21 protein-coding genes are annotated in these 23,325 nt (G+C 72.5%); 7 read left to right on the plus strand and 14 right to left on the minus strand.

The window, feature by feature from the left end; translation table 11 throughout:
* The 5 genes from ABZS66_RS14875 to ABZS66_RS14895 form a co-directional block, all read right to left on the minus strand.
* A partial coding sequence (locus tag ABZS66_RS14875; protein WP_354757712.1) for a hypothetical protein occupies positions 1-209 on the minus strand: 209 nt, incomplete at its 3' end.
* A 23-nt stretch (positions 210-232) separates the two neighbouring features.
* Positions 233-985, minus strand: coding sequence for a DUF4184 family protein (locus ABZS66_RS14880; protein ID WP_354757714.1), 753 nt, complete (start codon positions 983-985; stop codon positions 233-235).
* Between the two features lie 55 nt (positions 986-1,040).
* Positions 1,041-1,940, minus strand: coding sequence for a sugar phosphate isomerase/epimerase (locus tag ABZS66_RS14885; RefSeq protein WP_354757716.1), 900 nt, complete (start codon positions 1,938-1,940; stop codon positions 1,041-1,043).
* Positions 1,941-1,999: 59 nt separating this feature from the next.
* Positions 2,000-2,509 (minus strand): DUF3592 domain-containing protein, encoded by a 510-nt coding sequence (locus tag ABZS66_RS14890; RefSeq protein WP_354757718.1) that lies wholly within the window; start codon positions 2,507-2,509, stop codon positions 2,000-2,002.
* 32 nt (positions 2,510-2,541) lie between these two features.
* Positions 2,542-3,072 carry an FBP domain-containing protein gene (locus ABZS66_RS14895; protein ID WP_354757720.1) on the minus strand — a complete coding sequence of 177 codons (531 nt, stop codon included), beginning with the start codon at positions 3,070-3,072 and terminating at the stop codon, positions 2,542-2,544.
* 36 nt (positions 3,073-3,108) lie between these two features.
* Here ABZS66_RS14895 and ABZS66_RS14900 point away from each other — a divergent pair, with 36 nt between their 5' ends.
* Positions 3,109-3,705, plus strand: a complete 597-nt coding sequence (locus ABZS66_RS14900; RefSeq protein ID WP_354757722.1) for a WHG domain-containing protein — start codon at positions 3,109-3,111, stop codon at positions 3,703-3,705.
* On the opposite strand, the gene ABZS66_RS14905 is transcribed toward ABZS66_RS14900, so the two are convergent.
* Positions 3,681-4,079, minus strand: a complete 399-nt coding sequence (locus tag ABZS66_RS14905) for a hypothetical protein (RefSeq protein WP_354757724.1) — start codon at positions 4,077-4,079, stop codon at positions 3,681-3,683. The two genes, ABZS66_RS14900 and ABZS66_RS14905, sit on opposite strands and share 25 nt — an antisense overlap.
* A gap of 172 nt (positions 4,080-4,251) precedes the next feature.
* Here ABZS66_RS14905 and ABZS66_RS14910 point away from each other — a divergent pair, with 172 nt between their 5' ends.
* Complete coding sequence (locus tag ABZS66_RS14910) at positions 4,252-7,197, plus strand: glycosyl hydrolase (RefSeq protein ID WP_354757726.1); 2,946 nt, start codon at positions 4,252-4,254, stop codon at positions 7,195-7,197.
* Here the strand turns inward: ABZS66_RS14910 and ABZS66_RS14915 are convergent.
* Entirely contained in the window at positions 7,194-7,949 is a 756-nt protein-coding gene (locus tag ABZS66_RS14915; protein ID WP_354757728.1) for a dienelactone hydrolase family protein, read from the minus strand. The two genes, ABZS66_RS14910 and ABZS66_RS14915, sit on opposite strands and share 4 nt — an antisense overlap.
* Before the next feature lie 107 nt (positions 7,950-8,056).
* On the opposite strand from ABZS66_RS14915, the gene ABZS66_RS14920 reads away from it, so the two are divergent.
* The 3 genes from ABZS66_RS14920 to ABZS66_RS14930 are packed head-to-tail and all read left to right on the plus strand — an operon-like array spanning position 8,057 to position 9,618.
* Positions 8,057-8,626, plus strand: a complete 570-nt coding sequence (locus ABZS66_RS14920; RefSeq protein WP_354757730.1) for a hypothetical protein — start codon at positions 8,057-8,059, stop codon at positions 8,624-8,626.
* Positions 8,627-9,196: a hypothetical protein gene (locus tag ABZS66_RS14925; RefSeq protein ID WP_354757732.1), complete on the plus strand. Its 570-nt coding sequence runs from the start codon at positions 8,627-8,629 to the stop codon at positions 9,194-9,196. It abuts the gene before it with no gap.
* On the plus strand, positions 9,193-9,618 hold the full coding sequence (locus ABZS66_RS14930) for a hypothetical protein (protein ID WP_354757734.1): 426 nt from the start codon (positions 9,193-9,195) through the stop codon (positions 9,616-9,618). Before ABZS66_RS14925 ends, ABZS66_RS14930 begins: the two co-directional genes overlap by 4 nt.
* Positions 9,619-9,625: 7 nt before the next feature.
* On the opposite strand, the gene ABZS66_RS14935 is transcribed toward ABZS66_RS14930, so the two are convergent.
* From ABZS66_RS14935 to ABZS66_RS14965, 7 genes are all read right to left on the minus strand, one after another.
* Positions 9,626-10,480 (minus strand): SMP-30/gluconolactonase/LRE family protein, encoded by an 855-nt coding sequence (locus ABZS66_RS14935; protein WP_354757736.1) that lies wholly within the window; start codon positions 10,478-10,480, stop codon positions 9,626-9,628.
* Positions 10,473-11,429: an ABC transporter permease gene (locus ABZS66_RS14940; RefSeq protein ID WP_354757738.1), complete on the minus strand. Its 957-nt coding sequence runs from the start codon at positions 11,427-11,429 to the stop codon at positions 10,473-10,475. The genes ABZS66_RS14935 and ABZS66_RS14940 overlap by 8 nt, the downstream gene beginning before the upstream one ends.
* 8 nt (positions 11,430-11,437) lie before the next feature.
* Positions 11,438-12,367 carry an ABC transporter permease gene (locus tag ABZS66_RS14945; protein WP_354757740.1) on the minus strand — a complete coding sequence of 310 codons (930 nt, stop codon included), beginning with the start codon at positions 12,365-12,367 and terminating at the stop codon, positions 11,438-11,440.
* Positions 12,360-13,838: a sugar ABC transporter ATP-binding protein gene (locus ABZS66_RS14950; protein ID WP_354757742.1), complete on the minus strand. Its 1,479-nt coding sequence runs from the start codon at positions 13,836-13,838 to the stop codon at positions 12,360-12,362. Before ABZS66_RS14950 ends, ABZS66_RS14945 begins: the two co-directional genes overlap by 8 nt.
* A gap of 2 nt (positions 13,839-13,840) precedes the next feature.
* A complete protein-coding gene (locus tag ABZS66_RS14955; protein ID WP_354757744.1) occupies positions 13,841-14,944 on the minus strand; it encodes a sugar ABC transporter substrate-binding protein in 1,104 nt (367 codons plus the stop codon).
* Positions 14,945-15,441: 497 nt separating this feature from the next.
* Complete coding sequence (locus tag ABZS66_RS14960; protein WP_354757746.1) at positions 15,442-16,545, minus strand: ROK family protein; 1,104 nt, start codon at positions 16,543-16,545, stop codon at positions 15,442-15,444.
* A 407-nt stretch (positions 16,546-16,952) separates the two neighbouring features.
* Positions 16,953-17,978 carry a LacI family DNA-binding transcriptional regulator gene (locus ABZS66_RS14965; protein ID WP_354757748.1) on the minus strand — a complete coding sequence of 342 codons (1,026 nt, stop codon included), beginning with the start codon at positions 17,976-17,978 and terminating at the stop codon, positions 16,953-16,955.
* A 200-nt stretch (positions 17,979-18,178) separates the two neighbouring features.
* Between ABZS66_RS14965 and ABZS66_RS14970 the strand changes: the two genes are divergently transcribed.
* Together ABZS66_RS14970 and ABZS66_RS14975 are read left to right on the plus strand one after the other, a co-directional pair.
* Complete coding sequence (locus tag ABZS66_RS14970; protein ID WP_354757750.1) at positions 18,179-19,963, plus strand: beta-L-arabinofuranosidase domain-containing protein; 1,785 nt, start codon at positions 18,179-18,181, stop codon at positions 19,961-19,963.
* 60 nt (positions 19,964-20,023) lie between these two features.
* Positions 20,024-23,278, plus strand: coding sequence for a discoidin domain-containing protein (locus ABZS66_RS14975; RefSeq protein WP_354757752.1), 3,255 nt, complete (start codon positions 20,024-20,026; stop codon positions 23,276-23,278).
* The last annotated feature ends 47 nt before the right edge of the window (positions 23,279-23,325 follow it).

A 23,325-nucleotide genomic window follows, 5' to 3' on the forward strand; every position in this document is an offset into this window, starting at 1 on the left:
ACAAGATGGGCTGGCGCTGCTCGGACACCGCCGAGCTGTCCTTTGTGGACGTGCGCCAGCAGGAGCAGCCCCGCCGCGCCGGCGACGCCGAACCGCACGTACCCGCCCCCGCCCGTGACCAGCGGGATGGCCGCCGCCGCACACCCGGCGGCCGCGTACCACCGCACCAGCCGCGGCGGTTGTCCACTGTGGACCCGAATGTCCCCCATGCTGAGAGCCTGCTCCCAGGACGCTAAGAGCTTCCTGAGCGAACCTGTGAATCACTCAGGAACGCCACGACCCCGGCTGCGACCAGCAGCCCGGCCCCGCCCACCTCCAGCAGCCGCACGATGATCGCCTGCGGCTCGGTGAACCAGGCCAGAAACGGCTGTACCGCGACGCCGGGCACCCAGACGACCAGGGCGGCGGTCCAGAACACCGCCGGCCGGCGCGGCGCCACCGGTACCGTTGCCACACCCACCCGCAGCCAGCCCGTCCGGGTGACATGCCGGGCCAGGGCCAGCACGACCAGGGCGCCGACCAGGGTCGAGCCGTAGTGCAGCACCCGCCACCACGGCTGGCCGGCGAACGCGGTCGCGTCGAGGAACGTCAGCCGCGACGTGCCGCGGTCGGCGTTCGCCGCGTGCGTGACCAGGTCCCACAGCCGGTGCGAGGCCGCACCGAGCCAGGCGCTGGCCACGGTCACCGGCCAGGGGTGCCGCCGGGCGCCGAGGACCGCCCAGTCACCGGTCAAGAACGGCCGCAAGTGCGCCACGACGGACGGCGCGGCGGCCCGGGTCAGGACCGTGAGCAGCACGGTGAGCGGCACGCAGCACAGCAGGATGCCGCTCCACGTGTGGGCGTTGTAGTTGACGTACGGCGAGAGCGAGTACGGCAGGTCGGGCGCAGCCGAGCCGATGGTCAGCGCGACCCCGTCGAACCACCGCCGCCGCCACAGCTTCAGCGGCAGGACGGCGGCGGCGTGCGACGGGAACGTCAGCGGCATGCGGTGATGCTGTCGCGGGAGGTCCCCGCCGCGGAAGGACCTTCACGGAACCTCCTCAGAAGCGGAGGTTCGCCAGATACGTGTAGCCGTTGCGGGCGGTGGTCAGGGCCTCGGCCGGGGTGCGGGGCGGGCTGCCCGCGTCGTCGCGCTCGACGATGTACTCCACCAGGCCGGCCTCGCGGGCGTGCTCGAAGATGCGGCCGAAGTCGATGAGGCCCGCGCCCGGGTCGGCAAACGACGCGTTGGTGTCGAGGTCCTTGACGTGGACCTGGCGGATGCGGCCGCGGTGGCGCTGGATCAGGTCGACCGGGTCGGCGGTGCCGCGCCACGCCCAGAAGAGGTCCACCTCCAGATGTACCAGATCCGGATCCGTCTCGGCGGTGAGGATGTCGTAGCCGCGGCGGCTGCCGCCGTCCTGGCGCACGAACTCGAGCTGGTGGTTGTGGTAGCCGAAGTCCAGGCCGGCGCGCTGGGCGAGCCGGCCGGCGCGGTTGAGGTCGCGGGCCATCGCGTGGTACCGCGCGCCGTCGCGGATCGGCTGGCCGGTCGCGAAGTCGAGGCCGAAGAACGGGTGCACGACGTAGGAGTTCCCGACCACGTTGGCGTCCTCGAGGGCCCGCTCCCAGGCCGACGCGTCGAACGGCTGCGGGATGCCGACGTGCCCGGACGTCGCCCGCAGGCCGGCGGCGTCGAGCGCGGCCCGGAACTGGGCGGCCGTGCGGCCCACGAAGCCGGCGTGCTCGACCCGCGTGTAGCCGATCGCACGCAGCTCCCGCAGGCTGGCGTCGAGGTCGATGGAAAGCTGGTCGCGGAGGGTGTACAGCTGGACGCTGATCTTGTCGCGCGGCACCCGGTCCGGGCGCCCCGCGGGTGCGGCGTCAGCGGCACCGAGGAGCGTGGTGGAAGCCGCCGCACCCAGGGCGGCGGCACCGAACAGTTGACGACGACTCGGCATTGGCGGCGCCTTTCGTCTACCCGAAGGACTTGAATCTTTCGATCAGTCCTCCTATAGAATCAGCCGAGCAGACCAAAAGCCAGGTCTAGCGCGACAGAACCGCCGATGTTCCGCGGCTCCTGCGCGTGCTCCCAGTCGACCACCGCGATCGTGGGGTCGGCCGGGTCGTAGCGCACCGGCAGCAGCACCCCGGGCCCGACCAGCCCGGCGAGCGCGGGCGGCACGACCTGCCGCACCCGCGCCGCGACCGGCCCGCCCGCGGTCGGGACGGCCAGGTCGATGCGGGTCACCTGGTGCTCGTCCCGGTCCGCCGACACCCCGCCGACCGCCGTCACGGTCGCGAAGGCCGGGGTGCCGGTGCGCAGCACCCGCCGCTGCCGGGCGAGGTTGCGCGCCCCGATCACGAGCAGCGGTACACCGGTGGCGAAGAGCGCGACGGCCACGCCGGCCACCGCCACGAGCTCGATGCCGCGCAGCGCAAGCGCGACGAACGACAGCAGGACGGCGACCGGCAGCAGGATGAGGCCGGTGAGGCGGGCGGCACCGGCGCCCGAGTTGAGGCTCGACACGGCGACCAGCATGGCCGCCCGCCCGCCCGCGTTCAGTCGGGTTCCGTGCCGACGGACTGTGGCGCCGACGACACCAGGATCTGGTCCAGGAACGCCGCGACCTTGCCCTGCGTGCGTGCGATCTGTTCGTCCAGCGACAGCGTCTCGTCGAACCGGCCGCCGAGCTCCGGGCGCTTCTTCCCCCGGACGTACAGCGAGCAGGCCAGGTCGGTGCACACGTAGAGCCCGATCGAGTTGCCGTCGCGCCCCGCCTGCCCGGCCCGGCGCCCGGTCATCATCGTCACGCCCGAGCCCGGATGGGTCGTCAGGCACAGCGAGCACATGCCGCGGTGCAGCAGGCCACGCCGCTGGGCCGCGATGCGCAGCGAGACGCCGACCAGGCGGTCGCCGTGCTCGGCCACGACGTAGGCGCGGTCCAGCGCGCCCGGGTCCCGCCAGCCGAGGAAGTCGAGGTCGGCCCAGGGCCGGTCGGCGAGGTCGCGCGGCAGTGCCGCCCGCTGGGCCTCGCCCTTGGAACAGTTGACGAACGACGTGCGGATGTCGCGTTCGGAGAGTGCCTTCACTTGCCCGACGGTACGTTGCCTAGATATCCTAGGCAAATGGTTATCAGCCCTAGGAAGGGGCTCACCACGGAGATCGTGGTGAAGGCGGCGGCGGACCTCGCCGACGAGGTCGGGCTGCCCGCCCTCACGGTGTCGGCCGTGGCGCGGCGGCTCGGCGTGAAGGACGCCAGCCTGTATTCACACGTGAAGAGCCTCGACGACCTGCGCACGCGCATCGCCCTGCTGGCCGCGGAGGAGATGACCGACCGGATCGCCTTCGCCGTCGTGGGCCGGTCGGGCAAGGACGCCCTGGTGGCCTTCGCCGACATGTACCGGGCCTTCGCCGTCGAGCGCCCGGGCCGCTACGCCGCGACCCAGCGGCCGCTCGACCCGGCGGTGACCGAGGGCACGGCCGCCATGATCCGCAGCCTCGAGCTGACCCACGGCATGCTGCGCGGCTACGGCCTGGTCGACCCGGACCTCACCGACGCGGCCCGGCTGCTGCGCAGCGCCTTCCACGGCTTCGCGGTGCTGGAGAGCAACGGCGGCTTCGCCCACCCGCGCTCGCTCGACGGCTCGTGGCGCCGCGCCCTCGACGCCCTGCACCACACGCTGGTCCACTGGGCGGATCACGCCCCGGGCAGCGGCGAGTAGCGGATCGACCGCCAGGCCGCGAAGGCCCAGCGCAGGTCGGCATCGACGCTCACGAACACCGTGCGCACGTAGCGGCCGTCGACGAACGTGTATCCCCACAGCGCGTCGGGGAAGCGCCACGCCGCGCGGTGCCCGATCCCGTCGCGGCCCGCCTCGCCCAGCCGTCCGGCGGCGCCGGGCGGCACCTCGTCGGCGAGCATCGCGAGCAGGTCCAGTTCGCTCACGTCGCGCGACCCGGCGGTCGCCACGTCGAGCACCTGGAGCAGGCCGTCCGGCCCGGTCCAGGTCACCGGCAGCTGCGCGTGGCGCTGCCGGCGGCGCTCCCACGCCCCCTCCAGCTCGACGGTCCACCGACCGGTCAGCCGCATCCGCATGCATCGAGTGTGCCGTGCCCGTGAGCCGAGAGCGCTCTCAAAACGTTTTCCCAGCTCAGACGCCGATTTGAGAGCGCTCTCCGCGAAGTGACCATTGACATCGGTCGCCGCGATCCGCATCATTCGCAGGGACCTGTGGAAGCCCGCCACTTCAGAAACACGGAGTCCCTTCATGCGCCTTGCCCGAGGCCGGCCCTTCGCCGCCGGCGCGATCGCCGTCGCGGTGGTCGCCACCGTCGTGACCTTCCTGACGCTCCCCGACGCCGAAGCCGCCACCCTCGGCTCCGGCAGCTACGCCACCACCCGGCCGGCCGGCACGTCCGGGCCCACCGGCTGCGGCAGCATCGCCACCAACCCCCGTCAGTTCGTCACCGCGAACGCGCCGACCGGCCCGGTGCCGACCAACGACTGGTGGTCGGCGCTGCTGTTCAAGCGCACCGACTGCGCCTACTCGACGCCGCTGCAGGCGCACCCGATGGCGTTCCAGCCCAGCGCCGGCGGACTCGGCGTCGGCTACACCACCGACGCGGCGATCTCCGGCACGGCCACCGGCGTGGGGGAGTACCACTACCCGTACGCGACCGAGTTCACGCTCGGCGTCACCGGCCTCAACGCGCCGAACACGCTCGTCGACGGCTGGACCGACTGGACCGTCACGCCGTCATGGTCCGACGGCGCCCGCACCCTGCGCGCCACGATCGGCCACGGCCTGCCGTTCGTGTACGCCCGCACCACCGGCGGCAACGCCCAGCTGAGCTTCGGCGGCGCGCCCGCCGTCTGGTCCAACAGCGGCAACCGGATCGGCTTCACCGTGCGCGGCCACGACTACATGGCCTACGCCCCGACCGGCGCCACCTGGACGGTCAGCGGTACCACGATCACCTCGGCCCTCGCCGGCCGCGACTTCTTCTCGGTCGCGCTGCTGCCCACCACCACGTCGACGCCCGCCGCCGACCGAACGGCCCTGGCCAACACCTACGGCCAGTACGCCCACAACCACGTCACCGGCACCCGCGTCGGCTGGTCGTACAACCAGGCCACGAGCACGGTGAACGCGACCTACACGTTCACCACGACGGCCCGCGAGGGCACCGGCTCGGGCACGGTCGTCGCCCTCTACCCGCACCAGTGGAAGAGCCTCAGCGGCAGCACGCCGATCACGCAGACCTACGTCTCCCCGCGCGGGGCGATGAAGATCCTGACCGGCACCGGAGCGTTCACGACGGCCACGAAGTTCCAAGGGGTACTGCCGGAGATCCCCGCCGTGGCGACGTCCTCGGGCGCCGACCTGACCACCCTGGGCGGCTACCTCGACCAGGTGGCCACCGGCGACCCGCTCGCCGCCTTCGGCAACGACACCTACTGGACCGGCAAGGGCCTCGGCCGCGCCGCCCGCGCCGCCGAGATCGCCGACCAGCTCGGCCGCACCGCCCAGCGCGACAGCCTGCTGGCCGCCATCCGCACCCGGCTCACCGACTGGTTCACCGCCGGCTCCGGCGAGACCGGCCGGCTGTTCGCCTACGACGCGGCGTGGGGCACCCTCATCGGCTACCCGGCGTCGTACGGCTCCGACCAGGAGCTCAACGACCACCACTTCCACTACGGCTACTACATCGCGGCCGCGGCCACGCTCGCCAAGTTCGACCCGGCCTGGGCCGCGAACGGCGCCTACGGCGGCATGGTGAACCTGCTCATCCGCGACGCCAACAACCCCGACCGCGCCGACACGATGTTCCCGTTCCTGCGCGACTTCGACATCTACGCCGGGCACGACTGGGCGTCCGGCCACGGCTCGTTCGGCGCCGGCAACAACCAGGAGTCGTCGTCGGAGGGCATGAACTTCGCCAACGCCCTCATCCAGTGGGGCATCGCCACCGGCAACACCGCCGTGCGCGACGCCGGCCTGTACATCTACACCACCCAGGCGCAGGCGATCCAGGAGTACTGGTTCGACTCGCAGAACCAGAACTTCCCGGCCGCCTTCGGGCACAGCACCGTCGGCATGGTCTGGGGCGACGGCGGCGCCTACGCCACCTGGTTCAGCGGCGAGCCCGAGATGATCCAGGGCATCAACATGCTGCCGGTGACCGGCGGCTCGTTCTACATGGGGTACCGCCCGTCGTACGTGACCACCAACTGGAACGAGCTGGTCACCAACAACGGCGGCCAGCCGACGGTCTGGCAGGACATCCTCTGGTCGTTCCAGGCCCTCGGCAACGGCGACCAGGCGCTGACGAACCTGCGCAACAACCCCGGCTACACACCGGAGGAGGGTGAGAGCCGGGCCCACACGTTCCACTGGATCCGCAACCTCGCGGCCCTCGGCCAGGTCGACACGACGATCACCGCGAACACGCCGCTCTACGCGGTGTTCAACAAGAACGGCGCCCGCACGTACGCGGCGACCAACCTGGGCACCGCCCCGGTCACCGTGACGTTCTCCGACGGCCGCACCCTCACCGTGGGCGCGGGCAAGACGGCGACGACGGGCGCATTCACGTGGAGCGGCGGCAACGGTACCTCCCAGCCGCCGACGTCGCAGCCGCCGTCCTCGCAACCCCCGTCGTCCCAGCCGCCCTCGTCGCAACCCCCGTCGTCGCAGCCGCCGACGTCGAACCCGCCCGCGGGCTCGAACCTGTTCTACCTGCGCAGCGGGCCGGCGCTGGCCACCACGGCCGGCACCGCGGCCGGGACGCAGACGATCACCGCCGCCAACGGCAACTGGGACGGCAACCCGCACAACCCGGTCACCTACCGGACCTGCGGGATCACCGGCAGCATCAACGGCGGGTCGACCGCCTTCGCGTTGCACGTCGACGCCGGCACGGCGGTGGCGCAGGGCGTCCAGGCCCGCGTCTCGTACGACTTCACCGGCGGCGGCACCTACGGGCGCGTCGAGACCTACCGCTACTTCGCCACCGACCCGGTCGCGGGCACGGAGCAGTACACCCAGGCGGCCGGGCTCGCCTCGTCGAGCGGCACCCTCGCGGCGATGAGCGGCGGCTGCGTGCGGCTCGAGGTCTGGAACGCGATCGGCAACGCCAGCACCACGGTCCGCATCGACGCCTCGGCCGCCAACGGCCGCCAGTCGACGCTGACGATCCCCTACACCGTCTAGGAGTCCGCCTCGGCGGGGCCGTCTGCGGGCGGCCCCGCCAGGTGGGCCTTGAAGAACGCGACGATCCGGGCCCGGGCGTCGGCCGCCGACGGCTCGTGCGGACCGAACCGCAGGACCGGCTTCGCCAGCCGCACCAGCACGGGCGTCGGGTCACCGGCGCCCTTGTGGTCGTTGAGGAACCCGTGCCCCGCGCCGGCGTACTCGCGCACGTCGCGGGGCACGTCGTTGGCTGCAAGCGCCCGTTCGAGGCGATCCGCGGCGCCGCGCAGGGTGAGGTCGCGGGCGCCGAAGCTGGCCACGACCGGGCAGGCGCCGGCCAGCGCCGCCGCCGGGTCCTTCGGCAGCATGCCGTAGTTGGCGCTCACCGCGCCGAAGCCGTGGCCGGGCGCGAGCAGCAGCGCGAACCCGCCGCCGAGGCAGAAGCCCACCACCCCGATCCGGCCGGTGCAGCACGGCCGCTCGGCCAGCCAGCGGCGGACCGCCTCCACGTCGTCGAACGTGCGGCCCGAGCGGCGGCGCAGGTCGCCGACCGCGGTGCCGAGGCAGCGCAGCCGCCGGCCGTCGAAGAACAGGTCCGGCGCGATCGCCAGGAACCCCTCCCGGGCCAGCCAGTCGGCCTGGTTGCGCACGTCCTGCCCCATGCCCATGGCGTCGTGGATGACCACGACGCCGGGGTGCGGGCCGGTCGCCCGCGGCGTGGCGATGTAGGCGGGCATCGTGCCGTGGCCGGTCTCGATCGCGGCGGACGCCATCGCGGTCAGCCTCCTGGGCCGGGGACGGGTGGCCGATGCATACCGGAGATGGTGGACCGTCCCGCACTGGGCTGCAAGCCCTTGCGTCGGCGTTGAGACTGGAGAGCGTGACAGCTGACGATCGTCCGCTCCGGCTGCGCCCGCCCGTGCCCGGGCGCCCCGACCCGCGGCCCGCCGATCCCGGGCGGGTGCGGGCACTGGCCGCCGAGATCGGGCAGCCCGGCGTGCCGGTGAGCCTGCGCGAGCCCGGCGACCGGCCCGGCGGCGGTGCCGGGACCGGCCACTGGCACCGCCACGCCGAGCGGCTCGGCGCCGCCGTCGAGCGCTGCCGGGCGGCCGTCGACGGGGTGCCGCCGGGCGCCGTGCGCGACGAGCTGGAGCGGCTGCTGCACGTCGTGCGGCTGCGCGCCGGGCGGTACACCCGCATCGCCGCCGTCGGCCAGGCCGTCGCCCCCGACGACGACACCACGCTCGCCGACGGCACCCGCCCGGGCGAGCGGCCCGAGCTCGCCGGCGCCGCCGCCGAGATCGACGAGCGGCTCGTCGCGGCGGTCGCGCACCTCACCGCCGTCGCCCGGGCCGTGGAGGAGATCGCGCTGGCCACCTCGGGCGGCCGCGACGCCGCGGGCCTGCCGGCGCGGCTGACCGCCCTGTTCACGACCGTGCCGGAGGCCTGAGTGGGCTGGCTGCAGCGGCGCCGGGCCCGGGCGCGGCGGCGCCGGATCGCCGAGGGCACCAGCGCCGGCGACGCGTGGACCCCGGCGCTCGGCTCGGGACCGTGGCGGGTCTGGTACGCCGAGTGCTGCGATGCCCTCCTCGCGTTCGACCGGGTCGTGGCCGCCCTGCCGCCCGGCCCGGTCCGCGACGGCGTCCACGGCCACCGCCCGTCGCTCGTGGCGCTGCTGGACACCGCCCGGCGGACCGCCGAGCTCGGCGCCTTCCTCGACCCCGACGGCCCCGGCCGGTCCCCGGCGCTGGTCGCCGCGCTCGCCGCCGACCCGCTGGGCGACCTCACCGGCAGCCTCGGCCCGTCGCCGACCCTGCCGCTGCGCGACCGGGTCCTGCTGGTGCGGGCCGAGCTGGCCGGGATCGCCGACGCAGCCGCCCGCATCGGCCTGCGCCTGCACGAGCACCCGCACGCCACCGACGTCGGCACCTGGCTGTCCGGCCTGGGCGCGGGCGTCGACCAGGCCCACCGGGCCGCCTGGCTCCCGGTCACCTATCGCGCGGCAGGGGAGGACCAGTGACGCCGCGGCACCTGCTCGAGGTGGCCGAGGAGGCGCACGCCCGGTACTGGCGGGCCCTGCACACCCTCGTCCCCATGTCACCGGCCCACCGCCGGCTCCTGGCCGGCGCCCCGCGGCTGCTGGCCGCCCTGGAGCGGGCCGAGCGCCTCGCCGCCCTGGTGCCGACCGCGCCCGCGCACGTGACGGCCGGCCGGTCGCGCCGCGACCCCAGCCGCCGGCTGACCGGCCGCCAGCGCCGCAGCGTCCGCGACCGCCACCTGCACAACCTCGGCCTGGCCCTGCTCAGGCTGGAGCGGGCCGCCGACGCCGCCGTGGCGGTGGCCGTGGCGGCCGCCCTGGCCACCACGGCCCGCGGCGACGTCGACTCGGTGGTGGACGACGAGCTGGCCGCCCTGTCCGCCGCGCTGGACGAGCTGCGCTGACGCCGGTTCAGCCGGCGAACCTGGCCGGCGGCAGGCCGCGCACCCCCTTGCCGGGGTCGAGCAGCAGCGTGTGCCCGTCCTCCGGGGTCGGGTTGTCCAGGCCGGTCGCGGCGCTCGTCACCGCCAGCAGCGTGAGGTCCGGGCCGGCGAACGCGCACCGGGTCGGTCGCCGCACCGGCAGCGGCACCACCCGGTCGACCCGCCCGTCGGGCGCGTACCGGACGATCCGGCCGCCGTCCCACTTGCAGTTCCAGACGTAGCCGTCGGCGTCGACGGTCACGCCGTCGGGGTACCACCCGTTGGCCTCGTCCGACACGAACAGCCGGCCCGGCCCGACCGTGCCCGTCGCGACGTCGAACTCGTAGGCGCTGATCCGCCGGCGGGTCGAGTCGACGTGGTACATCGTGCGGCCGTCCGGGCTCCAGGCCGGGCCGTTCGAGCAGACGATCCCGCCGAACGCCCGGGTCAGCGTGCCGTCCGGGTGCAGGCAGTAGAAGGCGCCGCTCGGGGCCGCCTCCGCGAGGTCCATGGTGCCGAACCAGAACCGTCCCGCCGGGTCGACCGCGCCGTCGTTGCAGCGGTTGCCGTCGAGGCCGGTCTCCAGCTCGGCGACCACCGTGACCAGTTCGGTGTCGCAGACCGCGACGGCATGGCGCAGCGCCGCGACCAGCCCGCCGGCCGCGCGCAGGCCGACCGAGCCGACCGGCCCGGGCAGGTCCAGCGTCGTGGTGCGGCGGGTGCGCCAGTCGAGCGTGAACACGGTGCCGCCGAGGATGTCGACCCAGTGCAGGCGCTGCCCGTCGGGGTCCCACAGGGCGCTCTCGCCGAGGGCGCACGCGGTACCGGAGAGAATCTCAATCATCGGCACGCTCCCGGCCGTAGGTGAACAGGATCGCCAGGATAACCAGGCCGTAGATGACGTCCCGGCCGTACTCCGGCACCCGCTGCGCCTGCAGCAGGGTCACGATCGCGACCAGCGTCACCGACCCGGCGACCACGCCGGCGTAGTGCCCGCGGCCGCCGAGGATCGACACGCCCCCGACGACGACCGCGGCGATCGACTCGAACAGGTAGGGGTCGCCGAGCCCGAGCGACGGCTGCCCGCCGTAGGACACCAGCGCGATGCCGGCGAACGCCGCGAAGACCCCGCTGAGGGTGTACAGCACGACGGTCACCAGCCGGACCGGGACGCCGGCGAGGAACGCCGCCCGCGGGTTGGTGCCGACGGCGTACACCCGCCGGCCGAACGTCGTGAACGTCAGCAGCACCGTCACGAACAGCGCCACCCCGGCCCACACCAGCAGCTCGGTCGGCACCGGGCCGAGCCGGCCGACGACCAGCCGGTGCAGCGGGTCCGGCACGTACGACGCGCACGACGGGCAGGTCAGGCCCTTCGACAGGCCGAGCGACAGCCCCTCCATGACGCCGTTCATGCCGAGCGTCATGACGACCGCCGGGACCCCCAGCCAGGCCACGCCGAGGCCGTTGGCCAGCCCGACGGCGGCGCCGACCGCGAGCGCGGCGAGCACCGCCTGGCCGAGCCGGTCGGTGCGGCCGAGGCTGGTCGTGGTGACCACGATCGCCGCGCCGTTGAGCACCCACGGCATCGACAGGTCGATGCCGCCGACGAGCACGACGAGCATCTGCCCGGCCGCGACGAACCCGATGAAGCTGGCCACGATGATCATGGCGCGCAGGCTCGTCCACGACGCGAAGCCCGGGTGGACGATCGCCCCGGCGGCCAGGATCGCGCCCGCGGCGGCGACGGCGTAGGCGATCCGGCGAGTGTCCGGCGTGACCCGCTCGAGCATCGGCCCGATCATGAGGCAGCCCTCCGCAGCCGCAGGGTGGCGCCGCCGAGCAGCACCGCGACGACCAGGAACAGGCCCTGGAACAGCGACTGGTACAGCGGGTCGATGCCGGCGAAGAACAGCACGTCGACGACGAGCGTCAGGGACAGCGCCCCGGCGATCGCGCCGAGCGCGCTGCCCCGCCCGCCGCTGAACGCGACCCCGCCGACGACGACGGCGGCGATCGACGTGAGGATGTACGACGTGCCGGCGTTCGGGTCGCCGGATGTCGTCGTCGCCACGTAGAACACGGCGGCGAGCGCCGAGCACAGGCCGGACAGCGCGTAGACGGCGACCTTCACCCGGGCCGCCGGGACGCCGACCGCCCGGGCGGCCGTCTCGTCGCTGCCGACGGCGTAGACCCGCATGCCGAACCGGGTGCGCCGCAGCACCAGCCAGCCGGCGACGACCAGGCCGAGCCACAGCAGGGCGGTCGGCAGGTCGGGGTTGGTGAGCACGGCCCGCACCTCGGGCGCCACCGAGCCGCCGGGGACCGGCAGTACCTTCAGCGCCAGTCCACTGTAGACGGACAGCGTGGCGAGGGTGGTGAGGATCGGCGCGATGCGGCCCTTCGCGACGATCAGGCCGTTCGCGGTACCACAGAGCAACCCCGCGGCAAGCACGACGGCGATCCAGCCGAGACTCGCGGCCAGGCCCCCACCCGACGTCGCGGCCATGATCGCCACGCCCAGCCCGACCATGCCCCCGACCGACAGGTCGATGCCGCCGGTGAGCACCACCAGGCTCTGCCCGGCCGCCACCAGCACCAGCGGCAGCGCGGTGTTGAGCAGCGACAGGTAGTCGAACGAGGTCGGCAGGTGGCCGAGGCTCGTGGTGTAGACGACGAGGTAGGCCGTGAACGTCGCGGCGAGCACGGCGTAGCCGATGACCTTAGGCACTGCCGGCCTCCTTGTCGCTGATCGCGGCGGCCACGATCCGTTCGGCGTCGCCCACCGGCCCCGCCAGCTCGGCGGTCACCCGGCCCTCGCGCAGCACGAGGACCCGGTGGCAGAGGTGCGCGATCTCCTCGGTCTCGCTGGAGTACAGCAGGACGGCCATGCCGCGGGCGGCGAGCTCGGCGACGAGGACGTAGAAGTCGTGCTTCGTCGCCGCGTCGACGCCCCGCGTCACGTCGTACAGCAGCAGCACCCGCGCGTCGGTGAGCAGCCACCGCCCCATGAGGACCTTCTGCTGGTTGCCGCCCGACAGCGTGCCGACCGGCTGGCCGGCCGAGCGCAGCCGGACGCTGAGCCGCTCGATGATGTCGCGCACGGCCCGGGCCTCGGCGCCGCGGCGCACGAACCCGAGCGTCGCGCGGCGGTCGAGGGTGGCCAGGGCCAGGTTGTCCCGGATGGACAGCGGCAGCAGCAGCCCCTCGGCCTTGCGGTCCTCCGGCACGTACGCGATGCCGATCCCGGCCCGGATCGCGTGCCGCGGGTGGCGGATGGTGACCGGCTTCCCGGCCAACGCGACCTCGCCGGTGGTGGCCTTCCGCGCGCCGAAGAGCGTCAGGAACAGCTCCCGCTGCCCCTGGCCGGCGAGGCCGCCGATGCCGAGGATCTCGCCCTCCTGGAGGTCGAACGAGACACCGTCGAGGTTCTTGACGCAGAGCGCGGTCGGACCTTTGCGGATGGCGGTGATGTCGGGGTAGGTGCCGGCGATCGTCCGGCCGCTCATCAGCCGGACCGCCTCGGTCTCGCCGAGCCGCTCCCGGGTCGTCACGTGCGTGCCGTTGCGGAAGATGGTGACCCGGTCGGCGAGGGCCTCGATCTCCCGCCAGCGGTGCGAGGTGAACACCACGCAGCAGCCGTCGTCGCGCAGCCGCCGCATGTGGGCGGAGAGCCAGGCGACCTGCTGCTCGGCGAGCGCGGCGGTCGGCTCGTCGAGGATGAGCACCCGCGGCTCGGCGGCGAGGGCCCGGACCAGCTCCACGACCTGCCGCTGGGCGACCGACAGCGCGCGGGCCTCGGCGCCGGCCGGGATGCCCTCGGCGCCGAACCGTTCGAGGAGCGCTGCCGCCTCGGGCACCAGGCGGCGCCGGGCGACCAGCCCCGACCGGCCCCGCGGGGGCCGCTGCAGCAGCAGGTTCTCGGCCACCGTCAGGTCCGGCATGAGCGACAGCTCCTGGAACGCCGCCGCCAGCCGCCCGTCGACGCTGACCTCCCCGCGGTCGGGCCGGACCAGCCCGCACAGCACCTTGATCATCGTGCTCTTCCCGGCGCCGTTCTCCCCGGCGAGGGCGTGGATCTCGCCGGGGCGCGCCGCGAAGGACGCGCCCCGGAGAGCCTGGACCCCGCCGAACGCCCGGTCGACGCCCTCGGCCCGCACCGCGTCGGTGCGTTCGAGCGTGGCCACCTGGGTCGGATCCACCGTCAGGAACCCAGCTTCACGGAGAGGGTCTTGCCCGGGCACGGGGTGCCGTCGGTGGCCGCCTCCTGGCACAGCACCACGGTCGCGTTCGGCCCCGAGTCGGTGAAGTCGGCGAAGAAGCTGTCCGGCAGGTCCGGGAACACCGTCTCGCCGACCTTCACGGTGTCGGAGGTGACCATCGGGAACGGGATGGTGATGCTCTGCTTCGGGTGCTCGCCCTTGATGACCGCCCGCGCGAGCTCGAGGGAGATGACCGACAGGAACGGCGGCTGGCCGATCGACATGCCGTTGACCTTCGGCTGGGAGATGCCGGCCATGTACTTGCGGAAGCCGTTCTCCGCCTCGCCGCCCACGACGGGCACCTTGCGCCCGGCCTCGACGAACGCCTTGATCGCGCCGTCCGTGCCGCCCGACACCCACAGCCCGTCGACCTGGGGGAGGCTCGGCAGCTGGGCCGCCGTCTGGCGCTGCGCGGTCGCCGAGTCCCACATGCCGCTGTACGTGGCGACGACCTTGATGCCGGGGTTGGCCTCGAACACCTTCTTCGCCCCCGCGTTGCGGTCGTTGTCCGCCCCGGTCCCGGCCACGCCGGTGATCATGACGACGTTGCCCTGGCCCTTGAGCTGGTCGACGACGAACTGGGCGAGCTGCTCGCCGAACTTCACCTGGTCGGTGTTGACGGTCAGCCCGCACTTCGCGTCGACCGTGTTGTCGAACGAGACGACGACGATCCCGCGGTCGCAGGCCTGCTGCACGACGCCGTTGAGCCCGCTGGTCGACGCGGCGTTGATGACGATCCCGTCGACGCCCTGCGCGATGAGGTTGGAGATCTGCCGGGTCTGCGTCGCGACGTCGTTGCCGGCGTTGAAGACCGAGCACTCGACCTGGTCCACGTACGGCGGCATCGCACACGCCGCCTTGAACACGTTTTCCATCTCGACCCGCCAGCCGTTGCCGATGAACGAGTTGGAGAGGGCGATCTTCAGCTTGCCCTTGTCCGCGCCCTTCTCGGCGGCCGGCCCGTCGCTGCAGCCGGCGATCATGCCCGCGGCCAGCACGAGCGCTGTCGCGGCGGCGAGGAGGCGGGGGATCGGTTGTAGAATCATGGGGCTTTCACCTCAGGGTGGAGTGGGCCGCGAGTTGGCGCTCGCGGCCTCGGCGATCGATCACGGTTGGCGCCGCGATCGGTGGTCATGCCCGCATTTCGCTGTGTGCGGCAGGGCGGCCAGGGTCGTTGCGGCTCTGGCCGTTGCGTTCACGCCGGCTTCGGGCGGGTCCGGCGTGCTTCGTGCGGCGGTTCCGTAATTCGGGTCGTTCGTTCGCTCGGCTTTCTCGGCCGTTCTGTTTTCCTCAGCCGCTCGGCTGTCTCGTTCGCTCAGCCGCTCGGCGTTTCCTCGGCCGTTCCCGTTTCCACGGCCGTTCCGTGTCGTTGTCCTCGGCCGTTCGGCGTTCTCGGCCGTTCCGGTTCCTCGGCGCGTCCGCCCCGATCCACCATTTCTGATGCATCATTTTTGATGCATCGTTCCTGATGTATCGGAGCTGATGCGTCGCGGCGCCGCGTTGGCGCGCGGTGCCGTCGTGCTGCTGTGCTGCGGTGGCTCGGTCAGGCGGTGGGCAGCGGGAACCGGGTGGCGTCGCGCAGGACCGCGGCGGCGGCGCCGATGACGACGACCACCTCCTGGTCCAGCGCGCCGGCGACGACCGCGGGCACGGCCTCTCCGGCGTGGATCGCGCGGCGCATCATCGACTGGCGGAGCGGGTCGATGATGATCGCGCCGGCGGCGGCGAGGTTGCCGCCGAGCACGATGAGCTCGGGGTCGAGCAGGTTGTACATGTTGGCCATGGCCACGCCGATGTGCGTGCCGGCGTCGGCCAGGACCCGGCGGCAGCCGGCGTCGCCGTCGTGCGCCAGCCGGATGACCTCCTCGATGGAGGGGCGGCGCCGGTGGCTCTGCCAGAGCTGCCGGGTGATGGCGTCGGGGTTGGCGAGCGTGTTGAGGCAGCCGCGGCCGCCGCACTCGCACACGAGACCGTCCTCGTTGATCGTGGTGTGGCCGATCTCGCCGGCGGTACCGTTGGCGCCGACGTACAGCGCCCCGTTGAGCACGAAGCCGGCCCCGATGCCGGTGGCGGAGTAGATGTAGGCGTAGTCGCTCAGCCCGCGCGCCGCGCCCCAGGTGAGCTCGGCGAGCGCGGCCAGGTTGGCGTCGTTGTCGGCGAGCACCGGCAGGCGCAGCGCCTCGGCGGCCACGGCCCGGGCGTCGAGCCCGACCCACGGCTTGAGCGTGCAGGCCCGGCCGGTCAGCCCGGTCCGCCGCTGGATCGGCCCGGGCATGGCGACGCCGGCCCCGATGACCTGGCGCCGCTCGTACCCGGTCGCGGCGAGCAGCTTGTCGACGAGCGTGTCGACGACGCGCAGCGTCTCCGCGGGGGAGCCGGTGTCGTCGGCCGGCGCGGACTCGTGCACGAGCAGCTCGCGCGCGACGTTGCACACGGCGACCCGCACGATCCCGTTGGCGATCTCGACCCCGACGGCGGCGCCGAGCCGCCCGTTGAGCGCCACCAGCCCCGGCGGCCGCCCGGTGACCCGGTCCCGCCGCGGGCTGTCGGCCACCTCGACCACGGTGCCGGCGTCGAGCAGCTCGCCGACGACCCCGGCGACGGTCGAGCGCGACAGCCCGACCTCGGCGAGCGCACTGCGGCTCATCGCCCCGTGCTGCCGGAGGGCCTGCACGACCCGCGCGCGGTTGGCGGACCGCTGCGACGACTGAGACTCATGGATCGACATGGCACCGTTTCCGTCACTCCACGTCAAACTCCCTGCGCAGAGTATCGACGTTCACCACGATCCAGTCAATACTCGGAACAGAGAGCGCTTCCCAGCCACAACTTCTGCCTACTTCAACCAAAAAGGGGGGAGGCCCCAGCCACCCCGACCGGCCCGCTCGAGCGCAGCCTCATGATCATGGGAAACATCTGGTCGCCGTGGCAGCCAGATGTTTCCCACGATCATGGAGCGGCCGTGGCGGGCCTGGCTCATGATCGATGGCGCGTTCTGGTTGCCATGACAACCGGAACGCGCCATCGATCATGAGTGTGCTTGGGGCGGGCCAATCAGCGAGGTGTCGGGGCCACGCCCGTCGACTCGCGGACGACCAGGCGGCCCGGCTGGCGGATCACGCCGCCGTGGCGGTCGCCGTCCAGGGCCGCGAACAGGTGCTGGACCGCCGTCGCGCCCAGCTGCTCCAGGTTCAGGTCCACCGTCGTGAGCGGCGGGCGGCACTCGGCCGCGAAGACCTCCCAGTTGTCGTAGCCCACCACCGCCACGTCGTCGGGGACCGTGCGGCCGAGCTCGCGCAGCGCCTCCGTCACGCCCGCGGCGATCTGGTCGCTGCCGCAGAAGATGGCGTCCACGTCCGGGTGCGAGGCCATCAGGCGGGCCGTCGCGTGCCGGCCCCAGCGCTGCGACCACTGGCCGAAGAGCGGCTCGCCGACCAGGGGCAGGCCCACGTCGGACAGCACCGCGGTCAGGGCGGCGGCGCGGTCGCGGGCCGCCCGGTACGAGTGGTCGCCGGTGATGTGGGCGATCCGGCGGCGGCCCAGCGAGACCAGGTGCTCGGCGGCCAGGCGGGCGCCGCCCGCGTCGTCCGCGACGATCGACAGGTCGGCCGGGTCGTCGGACTCGCAGTAGGCGTACACGACCGGGACCGGGATGTCGCGGGTCAGCGACGGCCGCAGGTCGTTGGCGTCGCCCAGGATGATGAAGCCGTCGACCTGGCGGGCCAGCAGCGTGCGGATGTAGTGCTGGCGGCGGATCGCGTCGCCGCGCGCGTCGCACAGCAGGACGCTCATCTGCTCGTTGCCCAGCGCGTTCTCGGCGCCGAGCAGGACCGGGATCGCGAACCGGGCCGCCGACAGCTCGTCGGTCAGCAGGCCGATCGTGCGGGTGTTGCCCGAGATGAGGCCGCGGGCCAGCACGTTGGGCTGGAACGACAGCTCCTCGGCCGCCTGCTGCACCCGGCGGCGGGTCGCCGGCGCGACCTCGTCGCGCGCGTTGAGTGCCTTCGACGCGGTCGCCACCGACACGCCCGCCCGTTTGGCGACGTCGGTCAGCGTGACCTGCGCCCGTTTCCTGCCCACCGAAGCCACCCTGCCTCCGAAGCCCTTCTACCCTCCGAAAATATTTCGGCGAGCATAGCCGGACAGGCGCCACTGTCACAACGTGCACTCTCCAAGGGAAGAGACCGTTGACACACCGGTAACGGACGGCCATTATCTCCGAAAAGGTTTTCGAGTTTTTCGGAGAGGCGGTGGCGGTGACAGCCATCCGGGGACCAGTCGTGCCCTCACGCGGCGCGCTGCGGCCCGTCGGCCTGCACCAGGTGCGGATCACCGGCGGGTTCTGGGGGCAGCGCCAGGCGGTCATCGGCACCGCCACGATGGAGCACTCCCGCACGTGGCTGGACCGGCTGGGCTGGACGGGGAACTTCGTCGAGCCGATCAGCCCGGCGCGGCGCGGCCGGGAGTTCTCCGACTCCGAGGTCTACAAGCTGATGGAGGCGCTGTCCTGGGAGACCGGCCGGCCCGGCGGCACCTCGCACGCCGCGCAGCTGGCCGAGCTCACCGCGCTGGTCGCGGGTGCCCAGGCCGGCGACGGCTACCTGCACACGGCGTACGGCCGGCCCGGCCAGCCGCCGCGGTACGCGGACTTCAACTTCGGCCACGAGCTGTACTGCGTGGGGCACTTCCTGCAGGCCGCCGTCGCCGGGGCCCGCACCGGTGCCGCGCCGGACGAGCTGCTCGCCGTCGCCCGCCGGGCCGCTGACCACGTGTGCGTGCAGTTCGCGGACGAGGGCTTCTGCGGCCACCCCGAGGTCGAGACCGGCCTCGTGGAGCTGTTCCGGGTGACCGGCGACGAGCGGTACCTCGACCAGGCCCGCAAGTTCGTCGAGCGCCGCGGCCACCGCAGCCTCCCCGAGCACGAGTTCGGGTGGCGGTACTTCCAGGACGCGATCCCGGTCCGCGACGGCGAGGTCTTCCACGGCCACGCGGTGCGGGCCCTGTACCTGGCCGCCGGCGCGGTCGACGTCGCCGTGGAGACCGGCGACGACGACCTGCTCGCCGCGGTGGCCCGGCAGTTCGACCGCACCCTGGAGCGGCGCACCCACATCACCGGCGGCATGGGCTCGCGGCACCTCGACGAGAGCTACGGCGACGACTGGGCCCTGCCGCCCGACCGCGCCTACTCCGAGACCTGCGCCGGGGTCGCCACGATCATGCTGGCCCACCGGCTGCTGCTGGCCACCGGCGAGCCGCGCTACGGCGACATCGTCGAGCGGGTGCTGCACAACGTGGTCGCGACCGCGGTCGCCGACGACGGGCGGTCCTTCTTCTACGCCAACACCCTGCACCAGCGCGCCCAGACCGAGGTACTGCCGCTCGACCGCGAGCAGCTGCGCTTCGGCGGCGGGCCGCGGGCGCCGTGGTTCGAGGTGTCCTGCTGCCTCAACAACGTCGGCCGGCTCGTCGCCTCGCTCGGTACCTACCTGGTCACCGAGGACGACGGCGGGGTGCAGCTGCACCAGTACGCGCCGATGCGCATCGAGGCCGGCGGCATGGTGCTCGACGTCGACACCGCCTTCCCGGACTCCGGGGCCGTCACCGTCACCGTCGTCGAGGCGCCGCCGACGCCCCGCACGCTCACGCTGCGGATTCCGCACTGGGCGGGCGACCAGGGCACACAGACACATCAGATAACGACCACAGGCGAGATCCGCCTGGAGCTGAACATGCGTCCGCGCTGGACGTTCCCCGACCCGCGCGCGGACGCGCTGCGCGGGTGCGCCGCCGTCGAGGTCGGGCCGGTCGTCATGTGCGCCGAGTCCGTCGACCAGGAAGACGGCGTCACCCTCGACGAGCTGCGGGTCGACACATCCGTCGCACCCGAGGCCACGGCGGTGAAAGGCCGCCGGATCCTGCCCGTCGCCGGCGGCTGGCCGTACCGTGGCGAACCCCAGACCGCCGAACAGCCCGATCCCGTCGTGATCCCTCTCGTCCCCTACCACCGCTGGGCCCGCCGGGGCCCCTCGACGATGCGGATCTGGCTGCCCACCACCCCGTCCTGACCCGAACAAGGAGGTGACGCGATGCCACACCCCCGCTGGAGATCCAGACTGGCACTCGCGTTGACGACCGTCCTCACCGGATCGATCGCGGCCGTGACGCTACCCGCCACCCAGGCGTCCGCGGCCCAGACCATCGGATACCCCACGTTCAGCGGGCCCGCCGTCCCGCAGCCACCAGTGGGGCTCAGCACGGGCAACACCATGCAGGCCATCTACGACGCGGAGGCGGGTGGCACCGACTTCTGGATGGACCGGCTGCTCGCCCGGCCCGGCAACGACCCGGCGGGCACCTGGCTGATGAGCCGCGGGCGTGCGCTGTTCATGAAGACGCACACGCCCGGGACCCTAGGCTTCGCCGGCCAGGTCGCCTACTGGGAGAGCATCAGCAACGCGAACGCCTTCACGGTCACGGCCTCGCCCGGCACGTTCACCGAGCAGGTGAGCTCCCGCTGGCAGGCGCCCAGCCACTGGAAGAGCGTGCACACCAGCGGCAGCATCCGCATCGACCAGACGAAGTTCATCACCAACAACAACGTGGCGGTCGCCAACCTGGCGATCACCAACTCCGGCAGCGCGTCGGCGACGGTGACGCTGCGGGCGACGTCGCCCTACGCGACCAGCGGCAGCGGCAACGAGCTGACCGGCCAGGTCAACGTCAAGAACAACCTGACGACGCTGTACCCCAGGCTGTCCGGCGACGGCTTCACGGTCAGCAGCGGCGGGCTGAACCGCTCGATCACGATCGCCGCCGGCGCGACGGTCACGACCAAGGTGCTCATGGGTTTCGTCGCCAACGAGATCCCGGCGTCGCTCACCGAGTACAACACCTACAAGGGCTACACGGCGGCCACCGCGTTCGCCACCCACGTGCGCGACTACAACCGCTGGTGGGCGCAGAACGTGCCCTACCTCGACGTCCCCGAGCCGGCCATCAAGAAGGAGATCTACTACCGCTGGTGGCTCATGCGGTTCAACTTCCTCGACGCCGACATCCCCGGTCAGGACTTCCAGTTCCCGATCCCGGTCGAGGGCGCGCTGGGCTACAACAACGCCATCGTGCTCACCCAGCCGATGCACATCGACGACCTGAAGTACCTGCGCAACCCGGCCCTGTCCTACGGCTCGTGGGTGTCGGCCGGGCAGGTCTCCAAGGGCGGCCGGTTCATGGACAACCCGGGTGACCCGGAGAACTGGTCGAACAGCTACACGCAGTACATCGCCGAGGCGGCCTGGCGCAGCTACCAGATCCACGGCGGCCAGCCGGCGATCGCCGGGAACCTGGCCAAGTACGCCGAGGGCGACGTGAAGGGCCAGCTCTCCTACTACGACCACAACAACAACGGGCTCATCGAGTACGACTGGGGCGCGCTCACCGGCAACGACGCCGACGCCGTGTCGTTCCACTGGCGCTCCGGCAACCTCGACCGGGCCGAGTCCGCCTACGTCTACAGCGGCGCCCTCGCCGCAGCCCAGGCGTACGCGGCGATCGGCAACACCACCAAGGCCGCTGAGATGCAGGCGATCGCCGACCGGATCCGCAACGGCATCGTCACGTACCTCTGGGACTCCACGAACAAGCTCATCGAGCACCGGCACGTCAGCACGAACACGCTGGTGCCGTGGAAAGAGATCAACAACTACTACCCGTACTCGGTCGGCGCGATGCCCAACACCGACGAGTACCGGCAGGCGCTGCGCCTGTTCGCCGACCCGGCCGAGTACCCGGTGTTCCCGTTCTTCACGGCCAACCAGAAGGACAAGGCGGCGGCCGCCGCGGCCGGCCAGCCCGGCAGCAACAACTTCTCGACCATCAACTCCACCGTGCAGTTCCGGCTCTACTCGTCGGTGCTGCGCAACTACCCGAACCAGTGGATGACGGTCGAGGACTACAAGAAGCTGCTGTACTGGAACGCCTGGGCGCAGTACATCGGCGGCAACACCCAGTGGCCCGACGCGAACGAGTTCTGGGCCGACTGGAACAACGGCACCAAGACGATCGACTACCGCTCCTGGATCCACCACAACATCCTCGGCAGCAACAACTGGACCGTCATCGAGGACGTGATGGGCCTGCGGCCGCGCAGCGACAAGCAGGTGGAGCTCAGCCCGCTGAACATCGGCTGGCCGAACTTCGCGGCGAACAACCTGCGATACCGCAACGCCGACCTGAGCATCATCTGGGACGACCCGGCCGACGGCGTCGTCAAGTACAGCGGCGTCCCGCAGGGCTACTCGATCTACATCAACGGCACCCGGGTCGCCACCATCGACCGCCTGGCGCCGATGACCTGGAACCCGGACACCGGCGCGGTCACCACCACGGGGACCGTCCTGTTCAGCGCGGCCTACTCGGGCCTGCAGTCGCCGGCCCAGGTGACGCAGAACAGCGCCCAGATGGTCGACATGTTCAACAAGGCCGGCGTCGACCTGACCGCGAACCTCACCAACTACGCGCAGGGAGTGTCCACCACGGCGTCCTACACCGCCTCGGGCACCGCCGGCGCCAACGCGGTCGACGGGTTCCCGATCAACGAGCCGATCTGGGGCACCTACGGCTCGCCGAACGCCACCGACTGGCTCGAGCTCAACCTCGGCCAGGCGCGGACGGTCGACGAGGTGCGGCTGTGGTTCCGCAACGACCGGGCCACCAACCGGTACCGCCAGCCCGGCTCGTACCAGATCCAGTACTACAACGGCAGCGCCTGGGTGAACGCGGCGTCGCAGGTCAAGACGCCGACCAGCCCGCAGGCCAACTACAACGTGGTCAGGTTCACCGCGGTCAACACGACCCGGCTGCGGGTGCAGGTCACCCACGCCTCCGGGTTCAAGACCGGCCTCACCGAGGTCAAGGTGTACAACCGCGGCGGCACGAGCGAGCCACCGCCGACCGGCGGCGGCAACCTCGCCACGAGCGCCACGCCGACCGCGTCGTACACCTCGCAGTGGGAGTCCGTGGCGGCGCTCAACGACGGCATCGACCCGCCGTCGTCGAACGACACGGTCAACCCGCGGTGGGGGACCTGGCCCAACACCGGCGAGCAGTGGGGCCTGCTGACCTGGTCGTCCGCGCAGACGCTGAGCAGTGCCGACGTGTACTTCTTCGACGACAACGGCGGCGTGCGGCTGCCGGCGTCCTGGAAGCTGCAGTACTGGAACGGCACCGCCTACGTCGACGTGGCCGGGGCCTCCGGGTACCCGACGGCGATCAACCAGTACAACCACGTCACCTTCACACCGGTGAGCACCACCCGGCTGCGCGTGCTGCTGCAGAGCGGCACACAGTCGGTGGGGCTGCTCGAAGTGAAGGCGTTCTGAGGCCAGGAGCCGAAGGCCCCGGCCCAGGAGGAAGGGACTGCTAGCGC

It is taken from the genome of Dactylosporangium sp. NPDC005572 (genome assembly GCF_040605515.1).
GTDB lineage: Bacteria > Actinomycetota > Actinomycetes > Mycobacteriales > Micromonosporaceae > Dactylosporangium.

What these genes read in the sequence shown, in the direction of transcription:
- ABZS66_RS14935 (WP_354757736.1), bottom strand. Translation starts at nt 10,480, where the DNA reads ATGATTGAGATTCTCTCCGGTACCGCGTGCGCCCTCGGCGAGAGCGCC.
- ABZS66_RS14955 (WP_354757744.1), bottom strand. Translation starts at nt 14,944, where the DNA reads ATGATTCTACAACCGATCCCCCGCCTCCTCGCCGCCGCGACAGCGCTC.
- ABZS66_RS14885 (WP_354757716.1), bottom strand. Translation starts at nt 1,940, where the DNA reads ATGCCGAGTCGTCGTCAACTGTTCGGTGCCGCCGCCCTGGGTGCGGCG.
- ABZS66_RS14915 (WP_354757728.1), bottom strand. Translation starts at nt 7,949, where the DNA reads ATGGCGTCCGCCGCGATCGAGACCGGCCACGGCACGATGCCCGCCTAC.
- ABZS66_RS14910 (WP_354757726.1), top strand. Translation starts at nt 4,252, where the DNA reads ATGCGCCTTGCCCGAGGCCGGCCCTTCGCCGCCGGCGCGATCGCCGTC.
- ABZS66_RS14880 (WP_354757714.1), bottom strand. Translation starts at nt 985, where the DNA reads ATGCCGCTGACGTTCCCGTCGCACGCCGCCGCCGTCCTGCCGCTGAAG.
- ABZS66_RS14940 (WP_354757738.1), bottom strand. Translation starts at nt 11,429, where the DNA reads ATGCTCGAGCGGGTCACGCCGGACACTCGCCGGATCGCCTACGCCGTC.
- ABZS66_RS14900 (WP_354757722.1), top strand. Translation starts at nt 3,109, where the DNA reads ATGGTTATCAGCCCTAGGAAGGGGCTCACCACGGAGATCGTGGTGAAG.
- ABZS66_RS14905 (WP_354757724.1), bottom strand. Translation starts at nt 4,079, where the DNA reads ATGCGGATGCGGCTGACCGGTCGGTGGACCGTCGAGCTGGAGGGGGCG.
- ABZS66_RS14960 (WP_354757746.1), bottom strand. Translation starts at nt 16,545, where the DNA reads ATGAGCCGCAGTGCGCTCGCCGAGGTCGGGCTGTCGCGCTCGACCGTC.